Raw genomic sequence first — 20,699 nt, forward strand, 5'->3', positions numbered from 1 at the left:
GGAGGTTCAGGCGCGGGCGGCGGTGAGGGATTCCTTCGCCTTCGCGGCCACATTCTCGGCGGTGAAGCCGAACTCGGCGAACAGCGTCCCGGCGTCGGCGGAGGCGCCGAAGTGCTCCAGGGAGACGATGCGCCCGGCGTCACCGACGTAGCGGTACCAGGTCAGACCGATGCCGGCCTCGACCGCCACACGGGCCTTCACCGACGGCGGCAGGACGGACGCGCGGTACTCGGCGTCCTGCTCCTCGAACCACTCGACGGACGGCATCGACACGACGCGGGTGGCGATGCCCTCGGCCTCCAGCTGCTCGCGGGCGGCGACGGCGACCTCGACCTCGGAGCCGGTGGCGATCAGGACGACGTCCGGGGTGGACTTCGACGCCTCGGCCAGGACGTAACCGCCCTTGGCGGCGTCCTCGTTGGCCTCGTAGGTCGGCAGGCCCTGGCGGGACAGCGCCAGGCCGTGCGGGGCCGGCTTGTCGGTGCCGCGCTTGAGGATCTCGCGCCAGGCGATGGCGGTCTCGTTGGCGTCGGCCGGGCGGACGATGTTCAGGCCGGGGATGGCGCGCAGCGCGGCGAGGTGCTCGACGGGCTGGTGGGTCGGGCCGTCCTCGCCCAGACCGATGGAGTCGTGGGTCCACACGTAGGTGACCGGGAGCTGCATGAGGGCCGACATGCGGACGGCGTTGCGCATGTAGTCGGAGAACACCAGGAAGGTGCCGCCGTAGATGCGGGTGTTGCCGTGCAGCGCGATGCCGTTCATCTCGGCGGCCATCGAGAACTCGCGGATGCCGAAGTGCACGGTGCGGCCGTACGGGTCGGCCTCCGGGAGCGGGTTGCCCTTCGGGAGGAAGGAGCTGGTCTTGTCGATGGTGGTGTTGTTCGACCCTGCGAGGTCGGCGGAGCCTCCCCACAGCTCGGGGATCACACCGCCGAGCGCCTGGAGGGTCTTGCCGGACGCGGCGCGGGTGGCGACCTTCGTGCCGGTCTCGAAGGACGGCAGGGCGTCCTCCCAGCCCTCGGGGAGGCGGCCCGCGAGCACGCGGTCGAGGGTCGCGGAGCGCTCCGGGTTGGTGTTGCGCCACTCGGCGAGCTTCTTGTCCCAGGCGGCGTGCGCCTCGGCGCCGCGGTCGAGGGCGCCGCGCGTGTGGGCGATGACCTCGTCCTCGACGATGAAGGACTGCTCGGGGTCGAAGCCGAGGACCTTCTTCGTGGCGGCGATCTCCTCGTCGCCGAGCGCGGAGCCGTGCGAGCCCTCGGTGTTCTGCTTGGTCGGGGCCGGCCAGGCGATGATCGTGCGCATCGCGATGAGGGACGGCTTGTCGGTGACGGCCTTGGCGGCGGCGAGCGCCTCGTAAAGGGCCTTCGGGTCGACGTCGCCGTCGGCGGTGGGCTCGATGCGCTGGACGTGCCAGCCGTACGCCTCGTAGCGCTTCTCCACGTCCTCGGAGAACGCGGTGGCGGTGTCGCCCTCGATGGAGATGTGGTTGTCGTCGTAGACGAAGACGAGGTTGCCGAGCTTCTGGTGGCCTGCCATGGACGACGCCTCGGCGGAGACGCCCTCCTCCAGGTCGCCGTCGGAGACGATCGCCCAGATGGTGTGGTCGAACGGGGAGGCGCCCTCGGCGGCCTCCGGGTCGAACAGGCCGCGCTCGTAGCGGGCGGCCATCGCCATGCCCACGGCGTTGGCGACGCCCTGGCCGAGCGGTCCCGTCGTGGTCTCGACACCGGCGGTGTGGCCGTACTCGGGGTGGCCCGGCGTCTTCGAACCCTGCGTGCGGAACGCCTTCAGGTCGTCGAGCTCCAGCTCGTAGCCGGAGAGGAAGAGCTGGGTGTAGAGGGTGAGGCTGGTGTGGCCGGGCGACAGGACGAAGCGGTCGCGGCCGGTCCACTCCGGGTCGGCCGGATCGTGCCGCATGGCCTTCTGGAAGATCGTGTACGCGGCCGGGGCCAGGCTCATCGCGGTGCCGGGGTGACCGTTGCCGACCTTCTGCACGGCGTCCGCCGCCAGCAGGCGTGCGGTGTCGACGGCACGCTGGTCGCGTTCGGTCCACTCGAAGGGGCGCTCGAAGGGGTCGAGTCCGTCCGGTGTCTGCGTGCTCATCTGTACAGCTTCCTTCGCATCCGTTGTCCTGCCGAGGTGCCGAAAGGCACCGCCCGACCAGGACCAAAGTCCCAGGTCGAACCACCTACGAATGTAAAGGTCATACTTTTGGCTCGACAGGTGCCCCCGTGCCAGCGTTCGGTGAAAATGGGACACCCAGCGGAGTCGACCCCGAGGAAAGTGGATGACGGAGCAGGACCCCTCACAGACGAGCGCACATCTGCGGGCGGCCACTGAAAATCGAGCGCAGATCCGGACCTATCCGTTCGACCCGAGCGCGAGCCTGTCCGGCGTCGGGATCCAGGTCGGACCGATGGGTTCCGAGGGCCCGTGGGCGGGCGGCGTCGGCCTGTCGCGGCGCGTGCACCGCATCGACTTCCACGTGCTGCTCTTCTTCCGCGAGGGTCCGGTCCGCCACATGATCGACTTCACCGAGTACGAGGTGGGGGCCGGGGACATCCTGTGGATCCGGCCGGGCCAGGTGCACGGGTTCTCGACGCGGGACGCGTACGTCGGCACCGCCCTGACCATGCAGCCGGGATTCCTCCCCCGCGCGATCGTCGAGGCGACCGGGCTCTACCGCTACGACCGGCCGCCGCTGCTCCACCCCGACCCGGAGCAACTCGCCGCGATCGATGCCTCGTTGGCGCAACTACGGCGCGAGTACCTGGACACGACGACGCTGCCGCTGAGCCTGCACACCTCGGTGCTGCGGCACGCCCTCACCGCCCTGATGCTGCGGGTGGCGCATGTGTCGGCGCAGGCCGTGGCGGAGGACGACGGGACGCCGCAGCAGGACACGACGTTCACCCGGTTCCGTACGGCGGTCGAGCAGGGGTTCACGTCCAACCACAGCGTCAGCGCGTACGCCGACGAACTGGGCTACTCGCGCCGCACGCTCGTCCGTGCGGTGCGCGCCGCGACGGGCCTCACCCCGAAGGCCTTCATCGACCGGCGGGTGATCCTTGAGGCCAAACGGATGCTCGCGCACACGGAGTTGCCGGTCGGCCGGATCGGCGTCGCGGTCGGCTTCGCGGACTCGGCGAACTTCTCCAAGTTCTTCCAGCAGCACACGGGCGCGACACCGGCGGCGTTCCGGGCGGAACAGGTCTGAGCCGGCCTCCCGGGGCTCAGCCCTCGCCCTCCGACGTGAAGATCAGGCACATGTCCGCCGTGGCCTGCGCGTGGATGCGGAACTCCTCGCGGGCCCGCGCCTCGTTGCCCTCGACGATCGCCCGGGTCAGCGGATCGTGCAGCTCGCCGGGGGTGGAGCGGGCCTCGGCGGCGCCGGGGTGGGTGGCCAGGAGCCGGGTCAGCTCGTCCTGGATGCCCTGCTCGGCCTCCAACAGGCGCCGGGAGCCGGACATTTCGGCGATGCACAGGTGGAACGCCGCGTCGGCGGTGCGATAGGCGTCCGCCTCGGAGAGCAACTCGTGGGTGCGGTCGGACAGTTCCCGCAGCCGCGCGTGCGCGTCGGCATCGGAGCGGCGGGCCGCGCGCGCGGAGGCCTCACCGGAGATCGCCTGCCGCCACGCCGTCAGCTCCTCGATCTCCGCCACGGTGTAGGGGTGCAGGCCGACGAGTTCCTTCACACGGTTCAGCACGTCCCCGGTGACGTACGTGCCCCCCTTGTAGCCCCGCCGCGTCTCGACAAGGCCCTCCGAGCGCAGCACGGCCATGGAGTGGCGCACCGTCATCGGGGCGACGCCGAACATCTCGGCCAGCGCCTTCTCGGACGGGAAGCGGTCGCCCGCGACCAGCATCCGCGCCCCGATCAGCTCACTGAGGCGCCGCGCGATGGCCTCGGCCGCGCCGCCCGCGCGCACGGGGCGGATGTGCGTGCCCCAGTCGTTGTCATCCATCGGCCACTACACCCTTGCCTTCCATGAACTCTAACCTCTAGATTTCACTGCATCGTCTTCTGTGATCTTCTCAATCCTCGCGGAGAGCTTATGAGCAGCACCCGTGTGCCCGTGATCGGCATACCTGTCCGGTTGAGCGCCATCGACGCCCCCGACACCGATCCGCGTGTGGCCGGGGCGGCCCGCGTCTTCGACGCCGTCGTGGACCTCGTACGGACCTCGGGAGCCCGCCCTCAACTCCTGGCGCCCGGCGACCCGTTGGACGGGTGCGACGGCTTCGTCGTCCCCGGCGGCGGCGACGTGGACCCCGCCCTGTACGGCGGGCCCGCCGACCACCCCGCCCTGTACGACGTCAACCAGGAGCAGGACCTGCTCGACCTGGCCGTGCTGCGGCACGCGCTCGACGCCCGGCTCCCGCTGCTCGGCATCTGCCGCGGCCTGCAACTGCTCAACGTCGTCCGCGGCGGCACCCTGCACGTCGACCTGGCCCCCGGGCCCGTGGTGCACGACCCGCCCGCGGAGACCGGGGAGGACTGGGCGCTGCACGACGTGGTCCTGGAGCCGGACAGCCGGAGCGCGCAGGCCTTCGGCAAGGAAGCGCTGCCGATCGCCTCCGGCCACCATCAGGCCGTCGACCGGGTCGGCGCGGGGCTGCGGGTCACGGCGCGGGCGGCCGACGGCTGCGTGGAGGGGCTCGAAGGCACGGACGACACCTGGACCGTCGCCGTGCAGTGGCACCCCGAGGCCGAGGTCCCCGAACCGGCCCTGCGGGCCCCGCTGTTCGAGGCGCTGAGCCGGGCGGCGGCGCCGGCGGAGATCGCGTGCTGACCGACGGGCGCCCCGGGCTCGACAGCTCGGCGGGCACCCGTACCGGCGGCCTGGCCCAGGGCCTGCACAGCCGGCACATGACGATGATCAGCATCGGCGGGGCGATCGGCGCGGGCCTGTTCGTCGGCTCCGGCGCCGGGATCCGGCAGGCGGGGCCCGGCATCCTGCTGACGTACGCGCTGACCTCGCTGATCGTCGTCCTGATCATGCGGATGCTCGCGGAGCTCGCGGTGGCCAGGCCCGACACGGGGCGTTCGCCGTGTACGCGCGGCTCGCGTTCGGGCGCTGGGCCGGTTTCGCGGGCGGCTGGATGTACTGGGTGGGCTGGCCGCTGGGGCTCGCGATCGACGCCATCGCCTCCGGCACCATCGTGCACGGCTGGCTGCCGTCGATTCCCGTGTGGGTGGCGGCACTTGTGCTCGTCGCCCTCGTCACCGTGGTCAATCCGACCTCGGTGCGGGCGTACGGGGAGATGGAGTTCTGGGTGGTGTGGCTGAAGGTCGCGGTGATCGTGGCCTTCATCGGGATCGGGCTCGTCGCGGTGGGCGGCCTGCTGCCGGGCACCGAGGCGCCGGGAACCGCCAACCTGCTCGGGCACGGCGGCTTCCTGCCGCACGGGATGGCCGGGGTGCTGCTAGGGCTTGTCGTTTGGATCAGGCCGGATCAGGGAGCGGGGCCTGGTGCGTGCGATCGCAAGGCGGAGGAGGGAGGCGACGCGGAGCGTCGTCGACCGACGACAACGCCGCGAGCGTGCGTGCCAGGCCCCGCGAGCCCGGCCTGATCCAAACGACAGGCCCTAGCCATGACCGGGGCGATGTTCTCCTTCTCCGGAACCGAGATCGTGACCATCGCGGCCGGCGAGACGAAGGACCCGGCGCGCGCGATCCGGGGCTGCAGATCGTGCTCTTCGCCGCGACGGTGTCCACCATGAACTCGCAGGTGTACGCGAGTTCGCGGATGCTCTTCGCACTCTCCCGGGACCGGGACGCCCCCGCGGCACTCGGCCGGGTGTCCCGGACGTCGGCGCCGCGCAACGCGATCCTGTTCACCGTGGCGCTGGCCGTGTGCTGCGTACTGCTCCAAGTCGTGCACCCCACCACGGCGTTCGACCGGCTGGTGAGCATGGCGGGCGACACGATGTTCGTCACGTGGATGAGTGTGGCCGGGGCGCAGATCGTGCTGGGCCGCCGGTCCCGGAGGGCGGGGCAGCTGCCCGAACCGGGGACCGGGATGTGGCTGTTCCCCTGGCTGAGCTGGGCCGTGCTGCTCGCGGTCGGCGCGATGTTCGTCTCGCTGATCGTGCTGCCGGACTCGCGGGTGGACGCGCTGGGGGCGCTGCTGCTGACGGTGGCGTTGGCCGGGTTCTCGTTCCTCTTCCCCAAGCCCGCACCTTCCGGGACGTAGCCGGGTCGGGCGGTGGGGGCGCCACGAGGCAGAATGAGCCCATGTCTCGCACCTCCCCCACCTGCCCCTGCGGGCTCCCCGCCGCGTACGAGGAGTGCTGCGGCCGCTACCACTCGGGCAGCGCCGCCGCCCCCTCCGCCGAGGCCCTGATGCGCTCCCGGTACGCCGCGTTCGTCCGGCAGGACGCGGCGTACCTGCTGCGCACCTGGCACCCCGACACCCGGCCGCCCGGCATCGACTTCACCGACGCGCCGAAGTGGACGGGCCTGGAGATCGTCGAGGCGACCGACGGCTCGGCGTTCCACCAACAGGGCACCGTCACCTTCCGCGCCCGCTACCAGGGCGGCGAGCTGCACGAACGCAGCCGGTTCTCCCGGGTGGGCGGGGCGTGGGTGTACGTCGACGGCGACTTCATCGAGTAACTCCGAGGCCCGGTAAGGGAGTTCAGGGAGCGGAGTTCAGGGAGCGGAGTTCAGGGCGCCAGGATGTCCAGCTCGTGGAGCGCGCCCACCGCGATCTCGCGCGTGAGTTCCTCCGCGCGCTCCGCGTCCCGCTCCCGTATCGCCTCCGCGACCTTGACGTGCAGGCTGACCGCCGCCGGGTCCGGGTCCTCGAACATGACCTGGTGGTGGGTGCGGCCCGCGAGGACCTCCGCCACCAGGTCACCCAGGTGGGCGAACATCTCGTTGCCCGATGCGTTGAGGACGATCCGGTGGAACTCGACGTCGTGACCGAGATACGCCTCCAACTGCTGGCCGCGTGACGTCGCCACCATGCCGAGCGCGCACTCGGTCAGCGCCGCGCACTGCTCCGCGCTCGCGCTGCGCGCCGCCAGACCAGCGGCGACCGGCTCGACCGCCGAGCGCAGCACCGTGAGCGAGCGCAGCTGGCGCGGGCGGTCGGCGCCCGCCAGGCGCCAGCGGATGACCTGCGGGTCGTAGACGTTCCACTCCTCGGCGGGCCGCACCGTCACGCCGACCCGGCGTCGCGAGGCCACGAGGTGCATCGACTCCAGGACGCGCACCGCCTCCCGCATGACCGAACGGGACACCTCGAAGCGCTGGGCGAGTTCATCCGTGCGCAGCACGCTGCCCGCCGGGTACTCGCCCGCCGTGATCGCGGGACCGAGGCTTTCCAGTACGCGGGCATGCAGGCCCCGGCCCATTGTGGTCATGGGACAACCCTAGCCCCGAGTCCAATGGTCTGACTTTTACGTCACACCCTCTTGAATTAATCAGACCTATTGGGTTTCAGTGTGGTGTCACAGCGATGTCGACGAAGACAGCGAAGCGAGGCAGTACCCGATGAGCACCCCCCACGTCGTCGTGGTCATGGGCGTCGCAGGAACCGGCAAGACAACGATCGGTCCCCTGCTCGCCGAACGGCTCGGCGTTCCGTACGCCGAGGGCGACGACTTCCACCCCGAGGCCAACATCGAGAAGATGTCGGCCGGCACGCCCCTGACGGACGAGGACCGCTGGCCCTGGCTCGATGCCATCGGCCGCTGGGCACACGGCCGTGCGGGACTCGGCGGGGTGGTCTCCAGCTCCGCCCTCAAGCGCAGCTACCGCGACCGCCTGCGGGCCGAGGCCCCCGACGCCGTCTTCGTCCACCTCACCGGCTCGCGCGAGCTGATCGAGGACCGCATGGGGCATCGGGAGGGGCACTTCATGCCCACCTCGCTGCTCGACTCGCAGTTCGCCACGCTCCAGCCGCTCGCGGCGGACGAGGCGGGCGTGGCCGTCGATGTCGCGGGATCGCCGGAGGAGATCGCGGACCGGGCCGTCGCGGCCCTGGCCGGGCTCGACTCCCCCGCCGCTACCCCGTAACCCCCACACCGGCAAGTTCTCCCCCGTCCCCCCACTCGTTCTAGGGATTAGACCGTGACCAGACTCAGCGTCGAGATGCTGGCAGCGGACACCGTCGAGCCGATCACGTCCGCGGGCCATGCCCAGCTCGGGATCGCCGTGCTCGCGGGCATCGCCGTCATCGTCCTGCTCATCACCAAGTTCAAGATGCACGCCTTCCTGGCGCTGACCATCGGCTCGCTCGCGCTCGGCGCGTTCGCCGGGGCCCCGCTGGACAAGGTGATCGAAAGCTTCAGCGGCGGGCTCGGCGACACCGTCGCCGGTGTCGGCGTGCTGATCGCGCTCGGCGCGATCCTCGGCAAGCTGCTCGCCGACTCCGGCGGCGCCGACCAGATCGTCGACACGATCCTCGCCAAGGCCGGCAAGTCCGGCGGCAGGGCCATGCCGTGGGCCATGGTGCTCATCGCGGCCGTGATCGGCCTGCCGCTCTTCTTCGAGGTCGGCATCGTCCTGCTGATCCCCGTCGTCCTGATGGTCGCCAAGCGCGGCAACTACTCGCTGATGCGGATCGGCATCCCGGCCCTGGCGGGCCTGTCCGTCATGCACGGTCTGATCCCGCCGCACCCCGGCCCGCTCGTCGCGATCGACGCGGTCGACGCCAACCTCGGGCTCACGCTCGCGCTCGGCATCCTCGTCGCCATCCCGACGGTGATCATCGCCGGCCCGGTCTTCTCGAAGTACGCGGCCAAGTGGGTCGACGTCCCGGCCCCCGAGAAGATGATCCCGTCGCGCGCCTCCGACGAGCTGGAGAAGCGTCCGAGCTTCGGTGCCGCCGTCTCGACGATCCTGCTGCCCGTCGCGATGATGCTGTCCAAGGCCCTGGTCGACGTCATCGTGGACAACCCGGACGCCACCGTCCAGCGCGTGTTCGACGTGGTCGGCAACCCGATGATCGCGCTGCTCTTCGCCGTCGTCGTCGCCATGTTCACCCTCGGCCGCCCGGCCGGCTTCACCAAGGGCAAGATCCTCTCGACCACCGAGAAGTCCCTCGGCCCGATCGCCGGCGTGCTGCTGATCGTGGGCGCGGGCGGTGGCTTCAAGGGCACCCTGGTCGACTCCGGCGTCGGCGAGATGATCATGGAGATCTCCAAGGACTGGGGGCTCCCGACGCTGCTGCTCGCCTGGCTCATCGCGGTCGTCATCCGCGTCGCCACGGGTTCGGCGACGGTCGCCACGGTCTCCGCCGCCGGTCTGGTCGCGCCCCTCGCGGCCCACATGAGCGACACGCACACGGCGCTGCTCGTCCTGGTCATCGGCGCGGGTTCGCTGTTCTTCAGCCACGTCAACGACGCCGGTTTCTGGCTGGTCAAGGAGTACTTCGGGCTCAGCGTCGGCCAGACCGTGAAGACCTGGTCGCTCATGGAGACGATCATCTCCGTGGTCGCCGGCGCGCTGGTGCTGCTGCTGTCCTTGGTGATCTAGCCGAGGCTAGCCGAGGACCGGTCGACGACTGGTCATGAGGGCGCCCCCGCCGTTCGGCGGGGCGCCCTCGTCGTGTGTTCAGGGTGCGTCGAGCCACTCGCCGTGTTCCCGCGCGGCCCAGTCCCGGTCCACGAAGCCGGTCCGCAGCCCGCGGCGCGCCTCGGGGTCGCCGACCGCCATGCCGATGTGCCCGGCGAGCACGATGCCGAGGGCGAGCGCCAGCCAGTCGTGCACGAAGGTGCTGCCGGTGCGCACGGCGAGCGGGGCGAGGTGCGTGAACCACATGAGCAGGCCCGTGCCGAGCATCACGAGGACAGCTCCCGCGAGCCAGGCCGCCCACAGCTTCTGCCCGGCGTTGAACTTGCCCGCGGGGCGGTGGCCGGGGCGCCGGCGCAGAGCCGCGCTCAGCCAGGCCCTGTCGTACGGGGCGAAGCGGTTGAGGCGGGTCAGGTCGGCGCGGAAGGCCCGGGAGACCAGGCCGAGGAGGAAGGGCACAGGCAACAGGAGGCCCGACCATTCGTGGAGCGTCACCACGAGGGCGCGGCGGCCCACGAGTTCGGCGAGCTGCGGTACGTAGAGGCAGGCGGCCGTCGCGACGCACACGCCCATCAAGGCGGCCGTGGCGCGGTGCACCCGGCGTTCGGCGCGCGTGAACCGGCGAACGGTCGCGGTGAGTCGCTCAGTTCGTGGGCTCATCGTCGCGTCCGTTCGAGCGGCCGACCCAGGCGTCGATGTCGTAGCCGCGCTCCTCCCAGTAACCCGGCTGTACGTCGTCGGTGACGGTGATCCCGGAGAGCCACTTGGCCGACTTGTAGAAGTACATGGGCGCCGCGTAGAGGCGGACCGGGCCGCCGTGCGCGTGCGTGAGGTCCTTGTCCCGCATGCGCAGCGCCACCAGGACGTCGGCGCGGCGCGCCTGGCGCAGCGTGAGGCTCTCGCTGTACGTGCCGTCGAAGCAGGTGAGGCGTACGGCTTTCGCGGTGGGGCGCACCCCCGCGGCGTCCAGGATCCGCGAGAGCCGTACGCCTTCGAAGGGCGTGTGCGGGACCCGCCAGCCCGTGACGCACTGGACGTCACGGACGAGGCGGGTCTGCGGCAGCGCCCTCAGTTCGGGGAGCGTGTACGTCGACGGGTGTGCGACCAGGCCGTCGACGGTGAGGCGGTAGGTCTCCGCGCTCTTGTGGGGTACGGAGGCGGCGACCGAGTAGTAGCGGAAGCCGCCGCCGTTGGGCAGGACGCCCGTGAGGCCGGTGGGGTCCTTCTGAGCGATGCCTTCCAGGGCGTGCTGGAGGGTGGGGGCCGCGGCGACGGTCAGGGCGCCGGCGCCCAGCATTCCGAGGACCAGGCGGCGGCCCACCGGGGGGCCTTGGTTCGGTGTCACGTTTCTGATTGCAGCACCACGGGGGGCCGGGATCCAGGGGTTCCGGCCCCCCGTCAGGGTTTCGTCACTTGTGGTCGCGGTCGCGGGGCTCCGCCCCGGACCCCGCGCCTCAATCGCCGGCGGGGCTTGATTTGGGGCTCTGCTCCGGATCCCGCGCCTCAATCGCCGACGGGGCTTCAAAAGATCGGGGCTCTGCCCCGGACCCCACTGCTCAATCGCCGCAGGGGCTTGATTTGCCCGCCCGTTGATCCAGTTGAAAGGCCTCGTTGCCCAGGCCGATGCGGGCGTGGGACTGGGGGTTCTTGTTGCGGAGGAGCACGCCGTGCACCGCGCCCGCCAGCGCGGCCAGGACGATGATGCCGGGGAGGATCCAGTTGAGCGCGGAGTCGGGGCCCGAGCCGACCAGGACGTCGAAGTCCTTGATCGTGTAGACGGCGATCACGAGGAGGGCCAGGCCCGCCACCGCGGACGCCGTCAGGCGCCAGGCCTGCGCCGCCGCGGCCCCGCGGCGCGCGAAGAACACGATGACGGCGAGGGACGCCGTGGCCATGAGGACGATGACGCCGAGCGCGCCCACGTTGCCGCCCCAGGTGAACAGGTGCAGCACCGGCGCCGTCGGGTCGCCGAACGGTCCGTCGTCGGCGATCGCGAAGCCGGCGACCGCGATCAGCGCGATCACCGATTGCAGCACCGAGCCCTTGCCGGGCGCGCCGGTCGCCGTGTTCGTCCGCCCGAACCCGGCGGGCAGCAGCCCCTCGCGGCCCATCGCGAAGGCGTACCGCGCCACCACGTTGTGGAAGCTGAGCAGCGCCGCGAACATGCCCGTCACGAACAGGACATGGACGACGTCCGTGAACGCGCCGCCGAGGCGGTCCTCGGTGAGGCCGAAGAGCAGGCCCGCCGACTGCTTGCGGGCCGCGCCGACGATGCCGGAGGGCCCTGTCGCCACCGTCATCGCCCACGAGCTGAACGCGAAGAACAGGGCGACGCCGCCGACGGCGAGGTACATCACGCGCGGCACCAGGACGTGCGGCCTGCTGGTCTCCTCCGCGTACACCGGCGCCTGCTCGAAGCCGGTGAACGCGGCGATGCAGAAGCACAGCGCCGTGCCGAGCCCGACGCCCGAGAGCGTCTCCGGGTTGAAGGCGTGCAGGGACAGTCCCTGGGCGCCGGGGTCGCCGATGGCCGCGATGTCGAAGACGACCACGACGGCGACCTCGATGAGGAGCAGCACGCCGAGGACCTTCGCGTTGACGTCGATCTTCAGCAGGCCGAGCGCGCCGACGGCGAGCACGGCGATCAACGCCGGTATCCACCAGGCGAGTTCGAGGTTCAGATACTGCTCGGCGAGGCCCGCGACCTCGTAGCCGAACAGGCCGAAGATGCCGACCTGGAGCGAGCTGTAGGCGACGAGCGCGACGAGGGCCGCCGCGGCGCCGGCCGTCGGGCCGAGGCCGCGGGCGATGTACGCGTAGAACGCGCCCGCGTTGTGCACGTGCCGGCTCAACTCCGCGTAGCCGACGCTGAAGAGGGCGAGCACGACGCCGAGCACGAGGAAGAGCAGCGGCTGGCCGACCACCCCCATCACCGCGAACGTCGTCGGCATGACGCCCGCGACGACGAGCAGCGGCCCCGTCGCGGCGAGCACGGAGAGCAGCAGCCCAGCCGTACCGAGCCGCCCGGCGCGCAACGCGCTCGTCTCGCCCAGATACGTGTGAATGGCCGGATCCGCCGCGGCCTCGGGCGGTCGCTCGCTCGCGCTCATGGGGTGACGTCCCTTCCTTCGTGCGGTGAAGTGAGGTGAGTTTGAGGGGAGGTTGAGGTGGGGGCCTGGGGGTGCGTTCCGCGTTCGTGCGCTACGCCGAGCCGAGCGCGGCGCCCCGCGCGATCCGGAACGCTTCGTACGGGTCCCGGTCCGGGTACGACCAGGGGTGCGGTGTGCTGTGCCGGCCGATGCGGTGGAACAGGGCGGCGGCCTCGGCGGGGCGACCCTCGCAGTACTTCGCGTGCGCCAGGTAGTTGAGGTCGACGCGGCCGCGCGGGTGCGGCGCACCGGGCCGTTCACGCGCGGCGCCCCACTCCAGCCACCAGTCGAACGCGGCCTTCAGGACGAGCCGGGCGCGCCGCCCCGTCCAGTGCCCGGACGCCTTCGGGTCGTCGGACAGCACACCGGCGCGCGCGAGAACCCGGTAGCGCTCGGCGTGCGCGACCACCGGAAGGACCGCCAACGGCGAGTCCGGCGGGGCCTGTTCACAGGCCCAGGACGCGAAGTCGTAGACCTCGTGCAGCGGGTCCTGTCCGACGTCGGCGCGCCGCTCGGCGAGCCGCGCGACCATCAGATGGTGCGCGTGGTGGTGGCCGGGATGTCGCAGGCGCACCTCGTCGAAGAGCCGCACGACATCCTCCTCGCTCCCCAACTCCCGCTCCAGAAGCATGAGTCCGAGCAGCGGGGTCGGATCGTCGGGCACGAGCTCGGCCGCCTGCGCGCAGGCCGCGCGCACCTTCTCGGGGCGGCCGCGGCCCTCGACAGCGCGCAGTACGCCCGCGCAGGCGAGCAGGACGACGGCGTCGGTGGAGTCGGGTTCGGCGAGCAGCCAGTCGCGGGCCCAGACCCGCGCGGTGGGTTCGCCCGCGAGGCCGAGCATCCGGTGACCGCGCAGGTCCCAGTCGGTGCCGGTGGCGCGGAGCAGGGATCTGGCCTCGGTCCAGCGGCCCCGGGCCAGGGCGGAGCGGGCCGCGACGAGTTCGGCGTCGTCGAGTGCGGGGTCGCCGAAGGGAGGGGTGTGCGCGGGCTTCTTGCGGGAGCGCCCTAGCGGAGGCGGGGGTGGGGGCACCGCGGCGGGGTCCTTACGACTGTTCAGATGTGGATGAGATGGGCGAGAGGGTCGATGATCGATCAGGCACAGCAAACCGGTACGGAGGTGTCCGCGTCAAGGGAGGCCGGTGACGCACCTCACCAACTGACGGAAAGGGCTGGTGAGTTCGGCCGCGGAACGGACGCCGCCCGCTCACTCGCGCGCGGGTGGCCGCGCGGGCCGCTATCGTCGACAGGGTGTCCGTTCTCGTCCTCGTCCTCGCCGTGAGCGCGGCCTTCTGTCTGGGCATCGGCTTCGTCCTCCAGCAGAACGCGGCGGTCAGGGCCCCGCTCGGCGACTTCCTCTCTCCCCGGCTGCTGCTCGACCTGATGCGCGTGCCGCGCTGGCTCGGCGGGATCGGCCTCATGGTGTGCGGGATGGTGCTCGGCGCGCTGGCCCTCGGCCACGGCGAGGTGACCCTCGTCGAACCGCTGCTCGCCACGAACCTCCTCTTCGCCCTGCTGCTCTCCCGCCGCCAGACGAGACAGCCGCTCGGCCGGCAGGGCTGGGCGGGGCTGCTGCTGCTCGCGGGCGGTGTCACGGCGTTCATCGTCGCCGGGCAGCCGCAGGGCGGCAGCGCGGTCACCGATCCGCTGCGGCACTGGCTGATCGTCGGGGTGATGGTCGGCGGGGCACTGTCCCTCGCGGCCCTCGCCAAGCGTTCCCGGCTGACCGCGGGACCGGCGCTGCTCGCGGTGGCGGCGGGGCTGCTGTACGGAGTGCAGGACGCGTTGACGCGGGTGAGCGGTCAGCGGTTCTCCGCGGGCGGCTGCCCCGAGCTGTTCACCGGCTGGCAGCCGTACGCCGTGCTCGCCCTCGGGGTCACGGGGCTCGTCCTGGTGCAGAGCGCGTTCGAGACGGCGCCGCTGCGGATGTCGCTGCCCGCACTCACGGCGGCGCAGCCGCTGGCCGGGATCGCGTGCGGCGTGGGCTTCCTGGGCGACCGGCTGCGGATGGACACGGGGGCGCTCGCGTGGGAGGCGGTGGGCCTGGCCGGGATCGTGCTGGGCGTCGTCCTGCTCGGGCTGCACCCCGCGATGCCGGGGACGGCCGCGGCCGGGCGGGACCGGGTGGGGGCCCCGCTGTAGCCACGCGCCTAGCCTGCCGTTCATGAACCCCGCTGAAGTGAATCCTGCCGAGGAGATCCTCGACATCGTCGACGAGCACGACCACGTCGTGCGCCAGGCGCCGCGAGGCGAGGCCTACGCCCGGCACCTGCGCCACCGCTGCGCCTTCATCCTCGCCAGGAACCCGGCCGGCGAGATCTTCGTGCACCGCCGCACCCCCACCAAGCTCGTCTTCCCCTCCCACCACGACATGTTCGTCGGCGGGGTCGTCGGCGCCGGCGAGACGTACGACGAGGCGGCGCTGCGCGAGGCGGAGGAGGAGCTGGGGGTGAGCGGACTGCCGCGGCCCACCCCGCTGTTCAAGTTCCTGTACGAGGGCGACGCCGGGCAGTCCTGGTGGTCGTACGTCTACGAGGTCACGTTCGACCTGCCGGTGTCCCCGCAGGCCGAGGAGATCGACTGGCACGCGTTCCTGAGCCCGGAGGAGCTGGAGCGGCGGATCGGCGAGTGGGACTGGACGCCCGACGGGCTCGCGGCGTACGAGCGGTGGAAGGCGCACAGGTGACCCGCGGGTCGCGGGAGCGTCGCGGGTAATGTGCCGCGGGTGATCGAATTTGCACGCAGTATCCGGCTCTGGTTCGCCCCGGAGCGGATCAGGGACGAGGGCGACACTCCCGACTACCGCTTCTCGCTCGCCAACGAACGCACCTTCCTGGCGTGGGTGCGCACGGCGCTCGCGCTGATCGGTGGCGGTTTCGCCGTGGACCAGTTCCTGCCGGACCTGCGCTGGGGTTGGCGCGTCGGACTCGCGCTCGCGCTGCTCGGGGCGGGCGCCCTGTGCTCGCTGCGGGCCGTGGGGCACTGGGTGCGCTGCGAGCTGGCGATGCGGCGCGGCGAGGACCTGCCGGTGTCGAAGTTCCCCGCGGTGCTCGGCGTGGTGGTGGCGCTGGTCTCGGTGGCCATGGTCGTCATCGTGTTCGTGGGGTGGGAGGGGTGAGCGGGGCGGACGCTCCCGTACGCGACCCCGGTCTCCAGCCCGCCCGGACGCGGCTCGCGTGGCGGCGTACGACGCTGTCGGGCACGGTCGCCGCGGTGCTCGCGGTGAAGGCGACGCTGAACAGCGGTGTCGGGCCCGCGCGGTTCGTGGCCACGGCGCTGTGCCTGCTGCTGTGGCTGGGCTTCGTGGCGGTCGCCCACCAGCGGATCACCGGGCTCGCCCGGAACGAGGCCGCGCCGCCCGTCATGACCCGGCGGCAGGCGGCGGCCGCGGCGCTGTGCACCGTGGCGATCACGCTGTGCGCGGCGGTGCTCATCACATGAGGGCGGGAGGTCGTTCGGGGTGCGAGGTCACTCGCCCCAGTCGACCGTGACCACGACTTTCCCGCGCGTGCGGCCCGTCTCGCTCAACTCGTGGGCACGCGCCGCCTCCTCCAGCGGCAGCGCCTCGTCGACGTGCACCGTCACCACGTCGGCCTCGGCGAGCTCCGAGAGCCGGTTGAGATCGGCGGCATCCGGGCGGACCCAGCAGTAGCGGCCGCCGAGCCCGATCACGTCGCCGTCGGCGATGGACGCGAGCCGGCCGCCCGGTGCCAGCAGCTCCGCCGAGACCCGCAGCGTCTCGCCGCCCACCGTGTCGAACGCCGCGTCGACGCCCTCCGGGACCAGTGCCCGGACCCGTTCGGCGAGGCCGTCCCCGTAGGCGACCGGCTCCCCGCCGAGTTCCCGCACGTACTCGTGGTTGCGCTCGCTCGCGGTGCCGATGACGCGCGCGCCGAAGTGCCGCGCGAGCTGCACCGCGAACGAGCCGACGCCGCCCGCCGCCGCGTGCACGAGGACCACGTCGCCCTCCTTCACCTCGAGGCCACCGGTCAGCACCTGGTACGCGGTGAGCCCGGCGAGCGGCAGCCCTGCCGCCTCCTCGAACGTGAGGTTGCGGGGCTTGCGGGCCAGAGTGCGCACGGGCGCGGCCACGTACTCGGCGAAGGTACCGCGGGACAGGAAGTCCTCACGTACGTAGCCGATGACCTCGTCGCCCGGCGCGAACTCGGTGACGGCGACGCCGGGCTGCACGACCACGCCGGACACGTCCCAGCCGGGGATCACCGGGAAGACCGGGTCGAGCAGCGCGTCCAGGTGCCCGGCGCGGCAGTGCCGGTCCACGGGGTTCACGGCGGCGGCGCGCACCTTCACCAGGACCGAGTCGGGTCCCACCTTGGGGTCGCGGACCTCGCCGTACTCGAGGACTTCGGGGCCGCCGTACGAGCGGTAGCTGATCGCCTTCATGGCCGGAGGCTCCCACGGGCGGCCGGCCGGGGCATGCGGAGCGGGTCCGGGCGGGTCGTCGCCGTCGGCGCCTACCCGTTGCGCCGTAAGAACGATCACGTTTCCGGGAGCCTCTGGACGCCATACCGACTGGTCGGCATGATGGCAGCCACTGTTGCCCGGCTACGGCCCACATACTGCCCGGATTCTCGGAGGACCGCGATGAGTCACCCCCAAGGCCTCGACCTCGACCGGCTGCGCGCCCATCTCGACCGGGAGCGCCCCGGCCTGGTCGCCGGGCCGCTGACCGGGCGGCTCATCGAGGGCGGGCGCTCGAACCTGACGTACCAGGTGAGCGACGGCAGCACGAAGTGGGTGGTGCGCAGGCCGCCGCTGGGGCACGTGCTCGCGACCGCGCACGACATGAAGCGCGAGCACCGGGTGATCGCGGGGCTGCACCCGACGAACGTGCCGGTGCCCGAGCCGGTGCTGCTCTGTGAGGACGAGGACGTCATCGGGGCGCCGTTCTACGTCATGGAGTTCGTGGACGGGACGCCGTACCGGACCTCCGACCAGCTCGCCCCGCTCGGCCCCGAGCGGACCCGGGCCGCCGTGCTCGGGCTCGTGGACACGCTGGTCGACCTGCACGCCGTGGACCCCGCGGCCGCGGGCCTCGGCGACTTCGGGCGGCCGGAGGGCTTCCTGGAGCGGCAGCTGCGCCGCTGGGGCAAGCAGCTGGACGCGTCCCGCAACCGGGAGCTGGCCGGGATCGACCAGTTGCAGGCGGCGCTCGGCCGCGAGCTGCCGGTCTCGCCTGCGCCGACGATCGTGCACGGCGACTACCGGCTCGACAACGTGCTCGTACGCCAGGACCCCGACGGGGTCGACCGGATCAAGGCGATCCTCGACTGGGAGATGTCGACGCTCGGCGACCCGCTCACGGACGTGGGCCTACTGGCGATGTACAGCGCGCAGCTCGACATGCCGGACTCGCCGATCTCCACGACCGCTTCGGCGCCCGGCCACCCCTCCCCCGCCGAGCTGATCGAACGCTACGCCGAGCGCTCGGGCCGCGACGTGTCGGCGATCTCCTGGTACACGGCGTTCGCCTGGTTCAAGCTGGCCGTGATCCTGGAGGGCATCCACTACCGCTACACGCTCGGCCAGACCGTCGGCGCGGGCTTCGACCGCATCGGCGAGCTGGTCCCGGTCTTCATCGACCACGGCCTGAACACCCTCAAGGAGGGCTGAGCCGGGGCCGGTCCTACGGCCGCAGCGCCCGCAGCAGCAGGTCGGCCAACTGGTCGGCCAGCTCCTGCGGGGTCAGCGGCCCGTCGGGGCGGTACCACGTGGACAGGTGGTGGATCGAGCCGAAGTGGTAGTCGACCACCAGATCGGCCGGCGTCCCGGTGGTGAAGACGCCGGCCCGCTGCCCCTCCTCGATCAGTGCCCGGAAGCGCTCGTGGTAGCGGCGCCGCTCGGCCCGGACCTGCTTGTTCTTCTCCGGGCTCAGATAGTGCATGGACCGGAAGAAGATCGAGGCGTCGTCGAGGTTGTCGATGGTCGTGACGACGACGTCCGCCGCGGCGTCCCGCAGCCTCTTCTCGACCGGCTCGTCCCGGTCGGCGAACGCGTCGAGCCGCTCCTGCTGGAGGCGCAGCACGCGCGCGTACACCTCGTGCAGCAGATCGTCCTTCGAGCCGAAGTAGTGGTAGAGGGCGCCCTTTGTGACGCCCGCCGCCTCCACGATCTCCTGCACCGACGTGCGGTCGTAGCCGCGGTCGGCGAACAGCCGGGTGGCGGCCGCGAGGAGTCGTCTGGGGACGGGCGCGCCGTCGCCGTCGGTCGTCCTGGGCACTGCCGCCACCTGCCTTTCCGTAGTTCTCAGCCTTGCACTGACGGGGAACGCAGTTCCCGCCGGAGGATCTTCCCACTCGCGGTCTTCGGCAGCTCGCCCAGGACTTCCACCTCGCGGGGGTACTTGTACGCCGCGAGGCGTTCCTTGCAGTACGCGGACAGCTCCTCGGGGCTCGCCCCGGCGCCCGGCCGGAGGCTGACGTACGCCTTCACGCTCTCGCCCCGGTACGCGTCGGGGATGCCGACGACCGCCGCCTCGCGCACGGCGGGGTGGCCGTAGAGGACGTCCTCGACCTCGCGCGGCCACACCTTGAACCCGGACGCGTTGATCATGTCCTTCTTGCGGTCGACGACGTACAGCCAGCCGTCCTCGTCCATGAAGCCGATGTCGCCGGTGCGCAACTCCCCGTCGGGGAAGCCCTCTTGTGTGGCCTCCGGGCGGCGCCAGTACCCGGGCACGACCTGCGGGCCGCGGACCGCTATCTCGCCGTGTTCGCCGAAGGGGACGTCCGCGCCGCTGTCGTCGACGATGCGGACCACCGCGTCGGGCCCCGGCACGCCGACCGCGAGCGTCCCCGATGCCGGGTCGACCGGCGCCTCGACGCCCGGCGGCACGGACGCGCAGGGAGCGGTGCACTCGGTGAGCCCGTAGCCGTTGTGGATGTACGGGCCGAAGTCGGCGCGGAACTTCTCCACCAGGGCGGGCGGCACGGGCGCGCCGCCCGAGGAGATCGAGTGGAACGACGCGAAGTGCTCGCGCGTCGCCTGCGGCTGCGCGCCGAGCGCCATGAAGGCCGTCGAGGGACCGACCGTGTACGCGGGCCGGTGCTCGGTGAACGCGTCGAGGACGACGCCCGGCTCGAAGCGGTAGGCGAGCGCGAGCGTGCCCGCGTTGGCGAAAGAGGCGACGAGTTCGCAGACCATGCCGGTGATGTGGAAGAGCGGCGCGAGCGCGAAGTAGACGGCGCCCTCCGGGAGGCCGAGGCCCGTGCGCTGGCGCTCCGCGTTGAAGGTGATGTTGCGGTGCAGGTTGGTGGCGCCCTTCGGGGTGCCGCTGGTGCCCGAGGTGTAGCTGATCAACGCAATGTCGTCGCCGGTGAGTTCGCGCGTGTCGGGCGCCTTGTGGCCCGCGTACGCGACCGCGACGAGGTCGTCGGCGTCCGAGGCCGCCGGTGCGACCCGCTCGAAGTTCAGCACCCGCTCGTCGCCGCGCGTCTGGAGGTCCAGCTCGCAGGCGGTCAGCGCGATGCGGACGGGAGAGTCGGCCGCGCACTCGCGCAGATACGACTCCCAGGCCCGGTCCGAGCAGACGATCCCGGACACCTCGGCGTCGTGCAGGACGTGCCGCACCTCCCCCGCCTTGTACATCGGGTTCACCGGGACCACGATCGCGCCCGCCTTGAACGCGCCGAGCAGCGCTAGCACGAAGTGCGGCGAGTTCTGCAGCACGATCGCGACGCGCTCGCCGCGCTCCAGGCCGCGGGCAGCGAGATGCCCGGCCACGGAGTCGGAGAGCGCGTCCACGTCGGCGTACGAGAGGCGGCCGTCGAAGTAGGCGAGGGCCGTGCGGTCCGGGGCGCGGCGCACCGCGTCGGCGAAGGCGTGCACGACGCTGGCGGCCGGGTCGACCGGGGCCTTCTGCGCCTCTTTGAGGACGCCGAGCCAGGGCCTGGCCGCGTACCTCGAACCGGTCTGTCCCTGCGAATCGTGCACCATCGGTCTCCTTCGAATGCTCCCCGAAAGCTCCGGCCTGCCGGGCAGACTAACCAGTCGGTATGTCGTGGCGAAAG

Annotated in this window: 22 protein-coding genes and 1 pseudogene; 13 read left to right on the forward strand and 10 right to left on the reverse strand. The window is 71.8% G+C overall.

The window, feature by feature from the left end; translation table 11 throughout:
- Positions 1 to 6: 6 nt before the first annotated feature.
- The gene (gene tkt, locus ACIA8D_RS12710) at positions 7 to 2,103 is read right to left on the reverse strand and encodes a transketolase (protein ID WP_399231383.1); all 2,097 of its coding nucleotides are present in this window, start codon (positions 2,101 to 2,103) and stop codon (positions 7 to 9) included.
- Between the two features lie 184 nt (positions 2,104 to 2,287).
- On the opposite strand from tkt, the gene ACIA8D_RS12715 reads away from it, so the two are divergent.
- Positions 2,288 to 3,217 carry a helix-turn-helix domain-containing protein gene (locus tag ACIA8D_RS12715; protein WP_399231384.1) on the forward strand — a complete coding sequence of 310 codons (930 nt, stop codon included), beginning with the start codon at positions 2,288 to 2,290 and terminating at the stop codon, positions 3,215 to 3,217.
- Positions 3,218 to 3,233: 16 nt separating this feature from the next.
- On the opposite strand, the gene ACIA8D_RS12720 is transcribed toward ACIA8D_RS12715, so the two are convergent.
- Entirely contained in the window at positions 3,234 to 3,965 is a 732-nt protein-coding gene (locus tag ACIA8D_RS12720) for a FadR/GntR family transcriptional regulator (protein WP_399231386.1), read from the reverse strand.
- Between the two features lie 90 nt (positions 3,966 to 4,055).
- Between ACIA8D_RS12720 and ACIA8D_RS12725 the strand changes: the two genes are divergently transcribed.
- The 5 genes and pseudogenes from ACIA8D_RS12725 (at position 4,056) to ACIA8D_RS12745 (ending at position 6,619) form a co-directional block, all read left to right on the forward strand.
- Positions 4,056 to 4,793, forward strand: a complete 738-nt coding sequence (locus tag ACIA8D_RS12725; protein WP_399231388.1) for a gamma-glutamyl-gamma-aminobutyrate hydrolase family protein — start codon at positions 4,056 to 4,058, stop codon at positions 4,791 to 4,793.
- An 83-nt stretch (positions 4,794 to 4,876) separates the two neighbouring features.
- Positions 4,877 to 5,574: pseudogene (locus ACIA8D_RS12730) on the forward strand (amino acid permease).
- Between the two features lie 33 nt (positions 5,575 to 5,607).
- On the forward strand, positions 5,608 to 5,724 hold the full coding sequence (locus tag ACIA8D_RS12735; protein WP_399231520.1) for a hypothetical protein: 117 nt from the start codon (positions 5,608 to 5,610) through the stop codon (positions 5,722 to 5,724).
- Positions 5,694 to 6,197 (forward strand): amino acid permease, encoded by a 504-nt coding sequence (locus ACIA8D_RS12740; protein WP_399231390.1) that lies wholly within the window; start codon positions 5,694 to 5,696, stop codon positions 6,195 to 6,197. Before ACIA8D_RS12735 ends, ACIA8D_RS12740 begins: the two co-directional genes overlap by 31 nt.
- 41 nt (positions 6,198 to 6,238) lie before the next feature.
- Positions 6,239 to 6,619 carry a YchJ family protein gene (locus tag ACIA8D_RS12745; protein WP_399231391.1) on the forward strand — a complete coding sequence of 127 codons (381 nt, stop codon included), beginning with the start codon at positions 6,239 to 6,241 and terminating at the stop codon, positions 6,617 to 6,619.
- 50 nt (positions 6,620 to 6,669) lie between these two features.
- On the opposite strand, the gene ACIA8D_RS12750 is transcribed toward ACIA8D_RS12745, so the two are convergent.
- On the reverse strand, positions 6,670 to 7,371 hold the full coding sequence (locus tag ACIA8D_RS12750; protein WP_399231393.1) for a FadR/GntR family transcriptional regulator: 702 nt from the start codon (positions 7,369 to 7,371) through the stop codon (positions 6,670 to 6,672).
- 130 nt (positions 7,372 to 7,501) lie between these two features.
- Between ACIA8D_RS12750 and ACIA8D_RS12755 the strand changes: the two genes are divergently transcribed.
- Positions 7,502 to 8,026 carry a gluconokinase gene (locus ACIA8D_RS12755; RefSeq protein ID WP_399231395.1) on the forward strand — a complete coding sequence of 175 codons (525 nt, stop codon included), beginning with the start codon at positions 7,502 to 7,504 and terminating at the stop codon, positions 8,024 to 8,026.
- A gap of 54 nt (positions 8,027 to 8,080) precedes the next feature.
- Complete coding sequence (locus ACIA8D_RS12760) at positions 8,081 to 9,487, forward strand: gluconate:H+ symporter (protein WP_399231396.1); 1,407 nt, start codon at positions 8,081 to 8,083, stop codon at positions 9,485 to 9,487.
- Positions 9,488 to 9,565: 78 nt separating this feature from the next.
- Here ACIA8D_RS12760 and ACIA8D_RS12765 read toward each other — a convergent pair whose 3' ends face one another.
- From ACIA8D_RS12765 to ACIA8D_RS12780, 4 genes are all read right to left on the reverse strand, one after another.
- Positions 9,566 to 10,183 (reverse strand): cytochrome b/b6 domain-containing protein, encoded by a 618-nt coding sequence (locus tag ACIA8D_RS12765; protein ID WP_399231397.1) that lies wholly within the window; start codon positions 10,181 to 10,183, stop codon positions 9,566 to 9,568.
- Positions 10,167 to 10,820 carry a molybdopterin-dependent oxidoreductase gene (locus ACIA8D_RS12770; RefSeq protein ID WP_399231522.1) on the reverse strand — a complete coding sequence of 218 codons (654 nt, stop codon included), beginning with the start codon at positions 10,818 to 10,820 and terminating at the stop codon, positions 10,167 to 10,169. The genes ACIA8D_RS12765 and ACIA8D_RS12770 overlap by 17 nt, the downstream gene beginning before the upstream one ends.
- Before the next feature lie 259 nt (positions 10,821 to 11,079).
- On the reverse strand, positions 11,080 to 12,633 hold the full coding sequence (locus ACIA8D_RS12775) for an APC family permease (protein WP_399231399.1): 1,554 nt from the start codon (positions 12,631 to 12,633) through the stop codon (positions 11,080 to 11,082).
- A gap of 91 nt (positions 12,634 to 12,724) precedes the next feature.
- The gene (locus ACIA8D_RS12780) at positions 12,725 to 13,702 is read right to left on the reverse strand and encodes a hypothetical protein (protein ID WP_399231401.1); all 978 of its coding nucleotides are present in this window, start codon (positions 13,700 to 13,702) and stop codon (positions 12,725 to 12,727) included.
- Positions 13,703 to 13,920: 218 nt separating this feature from the next.
- Here ACIA8D_RS12780 and ACIA8D_RS12785 point away from each other — a divergent pair, with 218 nt between their 5' ends.
- Genes ACIA8D_RS12785 through ACIA8D_RS12800 form a run of 4 tightly spaced genes read left to right on the forward strand, consistent with a single transcriptional unit; the run spans position 13,921 to position 16,110 of the window.
- A complete protein-coding gene (locus ACIA8D_RS12785) occupies positions 13,921 to 14,811 on the forward strand; it encodes a DMT family transporter (protein ID WP_399231403.1) in 891 nt (296 codons plus the stop codon).
- A gap of 22 nt (positions 14,812 to 14,833) precedes the next feature.
- Positions 14,834 to 15,355: an NUDIX hydrolase gene (locus tag ACIA8D_RS12790; RefSeq protein WP_399231405.1), complete on the forward strand. Its 522-nt coding sequence runs from the start codon at positions 14,834 to 14,836 to the stop codon at positions 15,353 to 15,355.
- Positions 15,356 to 15,394: 39 nt separating this feature from the next.
- Positions 15,395 to 15,787: a YidH family protein gene (locus ACIA8D_RS12795; protein WP_399231407.1), complete on the forward strand. Its 393-nt coding sequence runs from the start codon at positions 15,395 to 15,397 to the stop codon at positions 15,785 to 15,787.
- Complete coding sequence (locus tag ACIA8D_RS12800) at positions 15,784 to 16,110, forward strand: DUF202 domain-containing protein (protein ID WP_399231409.1); 327 nt, start codon at positions 15,784 to 15,786, stop codon at positions 16,108 to 16,110. Before ACIA8D_RS12795 ends, ACIA8D_RS12800 begins: the two co-directional genes overlap by 4 nt.
- 27 nt (positions 16,111 to 16,137) lie before the next feature.
- Here ACIA8D_RS12800 and ACIA8D_RS12805 read toward each other — a convergent pair whose 3' ends face one another.
- On the reverse strand, positions 16,138 to 17,073 hold the full coding sequence (locus ACIA8D_RS12805; RefSeq protein ID WP_399231411.1) for an NADP-dependent oxidoreductase: 936 nt from the start codon (positions 17,071 to 17,073) through the stop codon (positions 16,138 to 16,140).
- Between the two features lie 201 nt (positions 17,074 to 17,274).
- Here ACIA8D_RS12805 and ACIA8D_RS12810 point away from each other — a divergent pair, with 201 nt between their 5' ends.
- On the forward strand, positions 17,275 to 18,303 hold the full coding sequence (locus ACIA8D_RS12810) for a phosphotransferase family protein (protein ID WP_399231412.1): 1,029 nt from the start codon (positions 17,275 to 17,277) through the stop codon (positions 18,301 to 18,303).
- Between the two features lie 13 nt (positions 18,304 to 18,316).
- On the opposite strand, the gene ACIA8D_RS12815 is transcribed toward ACIA8D_RS12810, so the two are convergent.
- Together ACIA8D_RS12815 and ACIA8D_RS12820 are read right to left on the reverse strand one after the other, a co-directional pair.
- Complete coding sequence (locus ACIA8D_RS12815; RefSeq protein WP_399231414.1) at positions 18,317 to 18,910, reverse strand: TetR/AcrR family transcriptional regulator; 594 nt, start codon at positions 18,908 to 18,910, stop codon at positions 18,317 to 18,319.
- Positions 18,911 to 18,936: 26 nt separating this feature from the next.
- The gene (locus ACIA8D_RS12820) at positions 18,937 to 20,625 is read right to left on the reverse strand and encodes a class I adenylate-forming enzyme family protein (protein ID WP_399231415.1); all 1,689 of its coding nucleotides are present in this window, start codon (positions 20,623 to 20,625) and stop codon (positions 18,937 to 18,939) included.
- Between the last annotated feature and the right edge of the window lie 74 nt (positions 20,626 to 20,699).

Origin of the sequence: Streptomyces sp. NPDC051684, from assembly GCF_044453445.1 — a bacterium.
GTDB lineage: Bacteria > Actinomycetota > Actinomycetes > Streptomycetales > Streptomycetaceae > Streptomyces.

Excerpts from the sequence above, each read along its gene's own strand:
- ACIA8D_RS12820 (WP_399231415.1), bottom strand. The coding sequence starts at position 20,625 with ATGGTGCACGATTCGCAGGGACAGACCGGTTCGAGGTACGCGGCCAGG.
- ACIA8D_RS12805 (WP_399231411.1), bottom strand. The coding sequence starts at position 17,073 with ATGAAGGCGATCAGCTACCGCTCGTACGGCGGCCCCGAAGTCCTCGAG.
- tkt (WP_399231383.1), bottom strand. The coding sequence starts at position 2,103 with ATGAGCACGCAGACACCGGACGGACTCGACCCCTTCGAGCGCCCCTTC.
- ACIA8D_RS12745 (WP_399231391.1), top strand. The coding sequence starts at position 6,239 with ATGTCTCGCACCTCCCCCACCTGCCCCTGCGGGCTCCCCGCCGCGTAC.
- ACIA8D_RS12775 (WP_399231399.1), bottom strand. The coding sequence starts at position 12,633 with ATGAGCGCGAGCGAGCGACCGCCCGAGGCCGCGGCGGATCCGGCCATT.
- ACIA8D_RS12765 (WP_399231397.1), bottom strand. The coding sequence starts at position 10,183 with ATGAGCCCACGAACTGAGCGACTCACCGCGACCGTTCGCCGGTTCACG.
- ACIA8D_RS12810 (WP_399231412.1), top strand. The coding sequence starts at position 17,275 with ATGAGTCACCCCCAAGGCCTCGACCTCGACCGGCTGCGCGCCCATCTC.
- ACIA8D_RS12790 (WP_399231405.1), top strand. The coding sequence starts at position 14,834 with ATGAACCCCGCTGAAGTGAATCCTGCCGAGGAGATCCTCGACATCGTC.
- ACIA8D_RS12735 (WP_399231520.1), top strand. The coding sequence starts at position 5,608 with ATGTTCTCCTTCTCCGGAACCGAGATCGTGACCATCGCGGCCGGCGAG.
- ACIA8D_RS12725 (WP_399231388.1), top strand. The coding sequence starts at position 4,056 with ATGAGCAGCACCCGTGTGCCCGTGATCGGCATACCTGTCCGGTTGAGC.
- ACIA8D_RS12720 (WP_399231386.1), bottom strand. The coding sequence starts at position 3,965 with ATGGATGACAACGACTGGGGCACGCACATCCGCCCCGTGCGCGCGGGC.
- ACIA8D_RS12715 (WP_399231384.1), top strand. The coding sequence starts at position 2,288 with ATGACGGAGCAGGACCCCTCACAGACGAGCGCACATCTGCGGGCGGCC.
- ACIA8D_RS12755 (WP_399231395.1), top strand. The coding sequence starts at position 7,502 with ATGAGCACCCCCCACGTCGTCGTGGTCATGGGCGTCGCAGGAACCGGC.
- ACIA8D_RS12750 (WP_399231393.1), bottom strand. The coding sequence starts at position 7,371 with ATGACCACAATGGGCCGGGGCCTGCATGCCCGCGTACTGGAAAGCCTC.
- ACIA8D_RS12770 (WP_399231522.1), bottom strand. The coding sequence starts at position 10,820 with ATGCTGGGCGCCGGCGCCCTGACCGTCGCCGCGGCCCCCACCCTCCAG.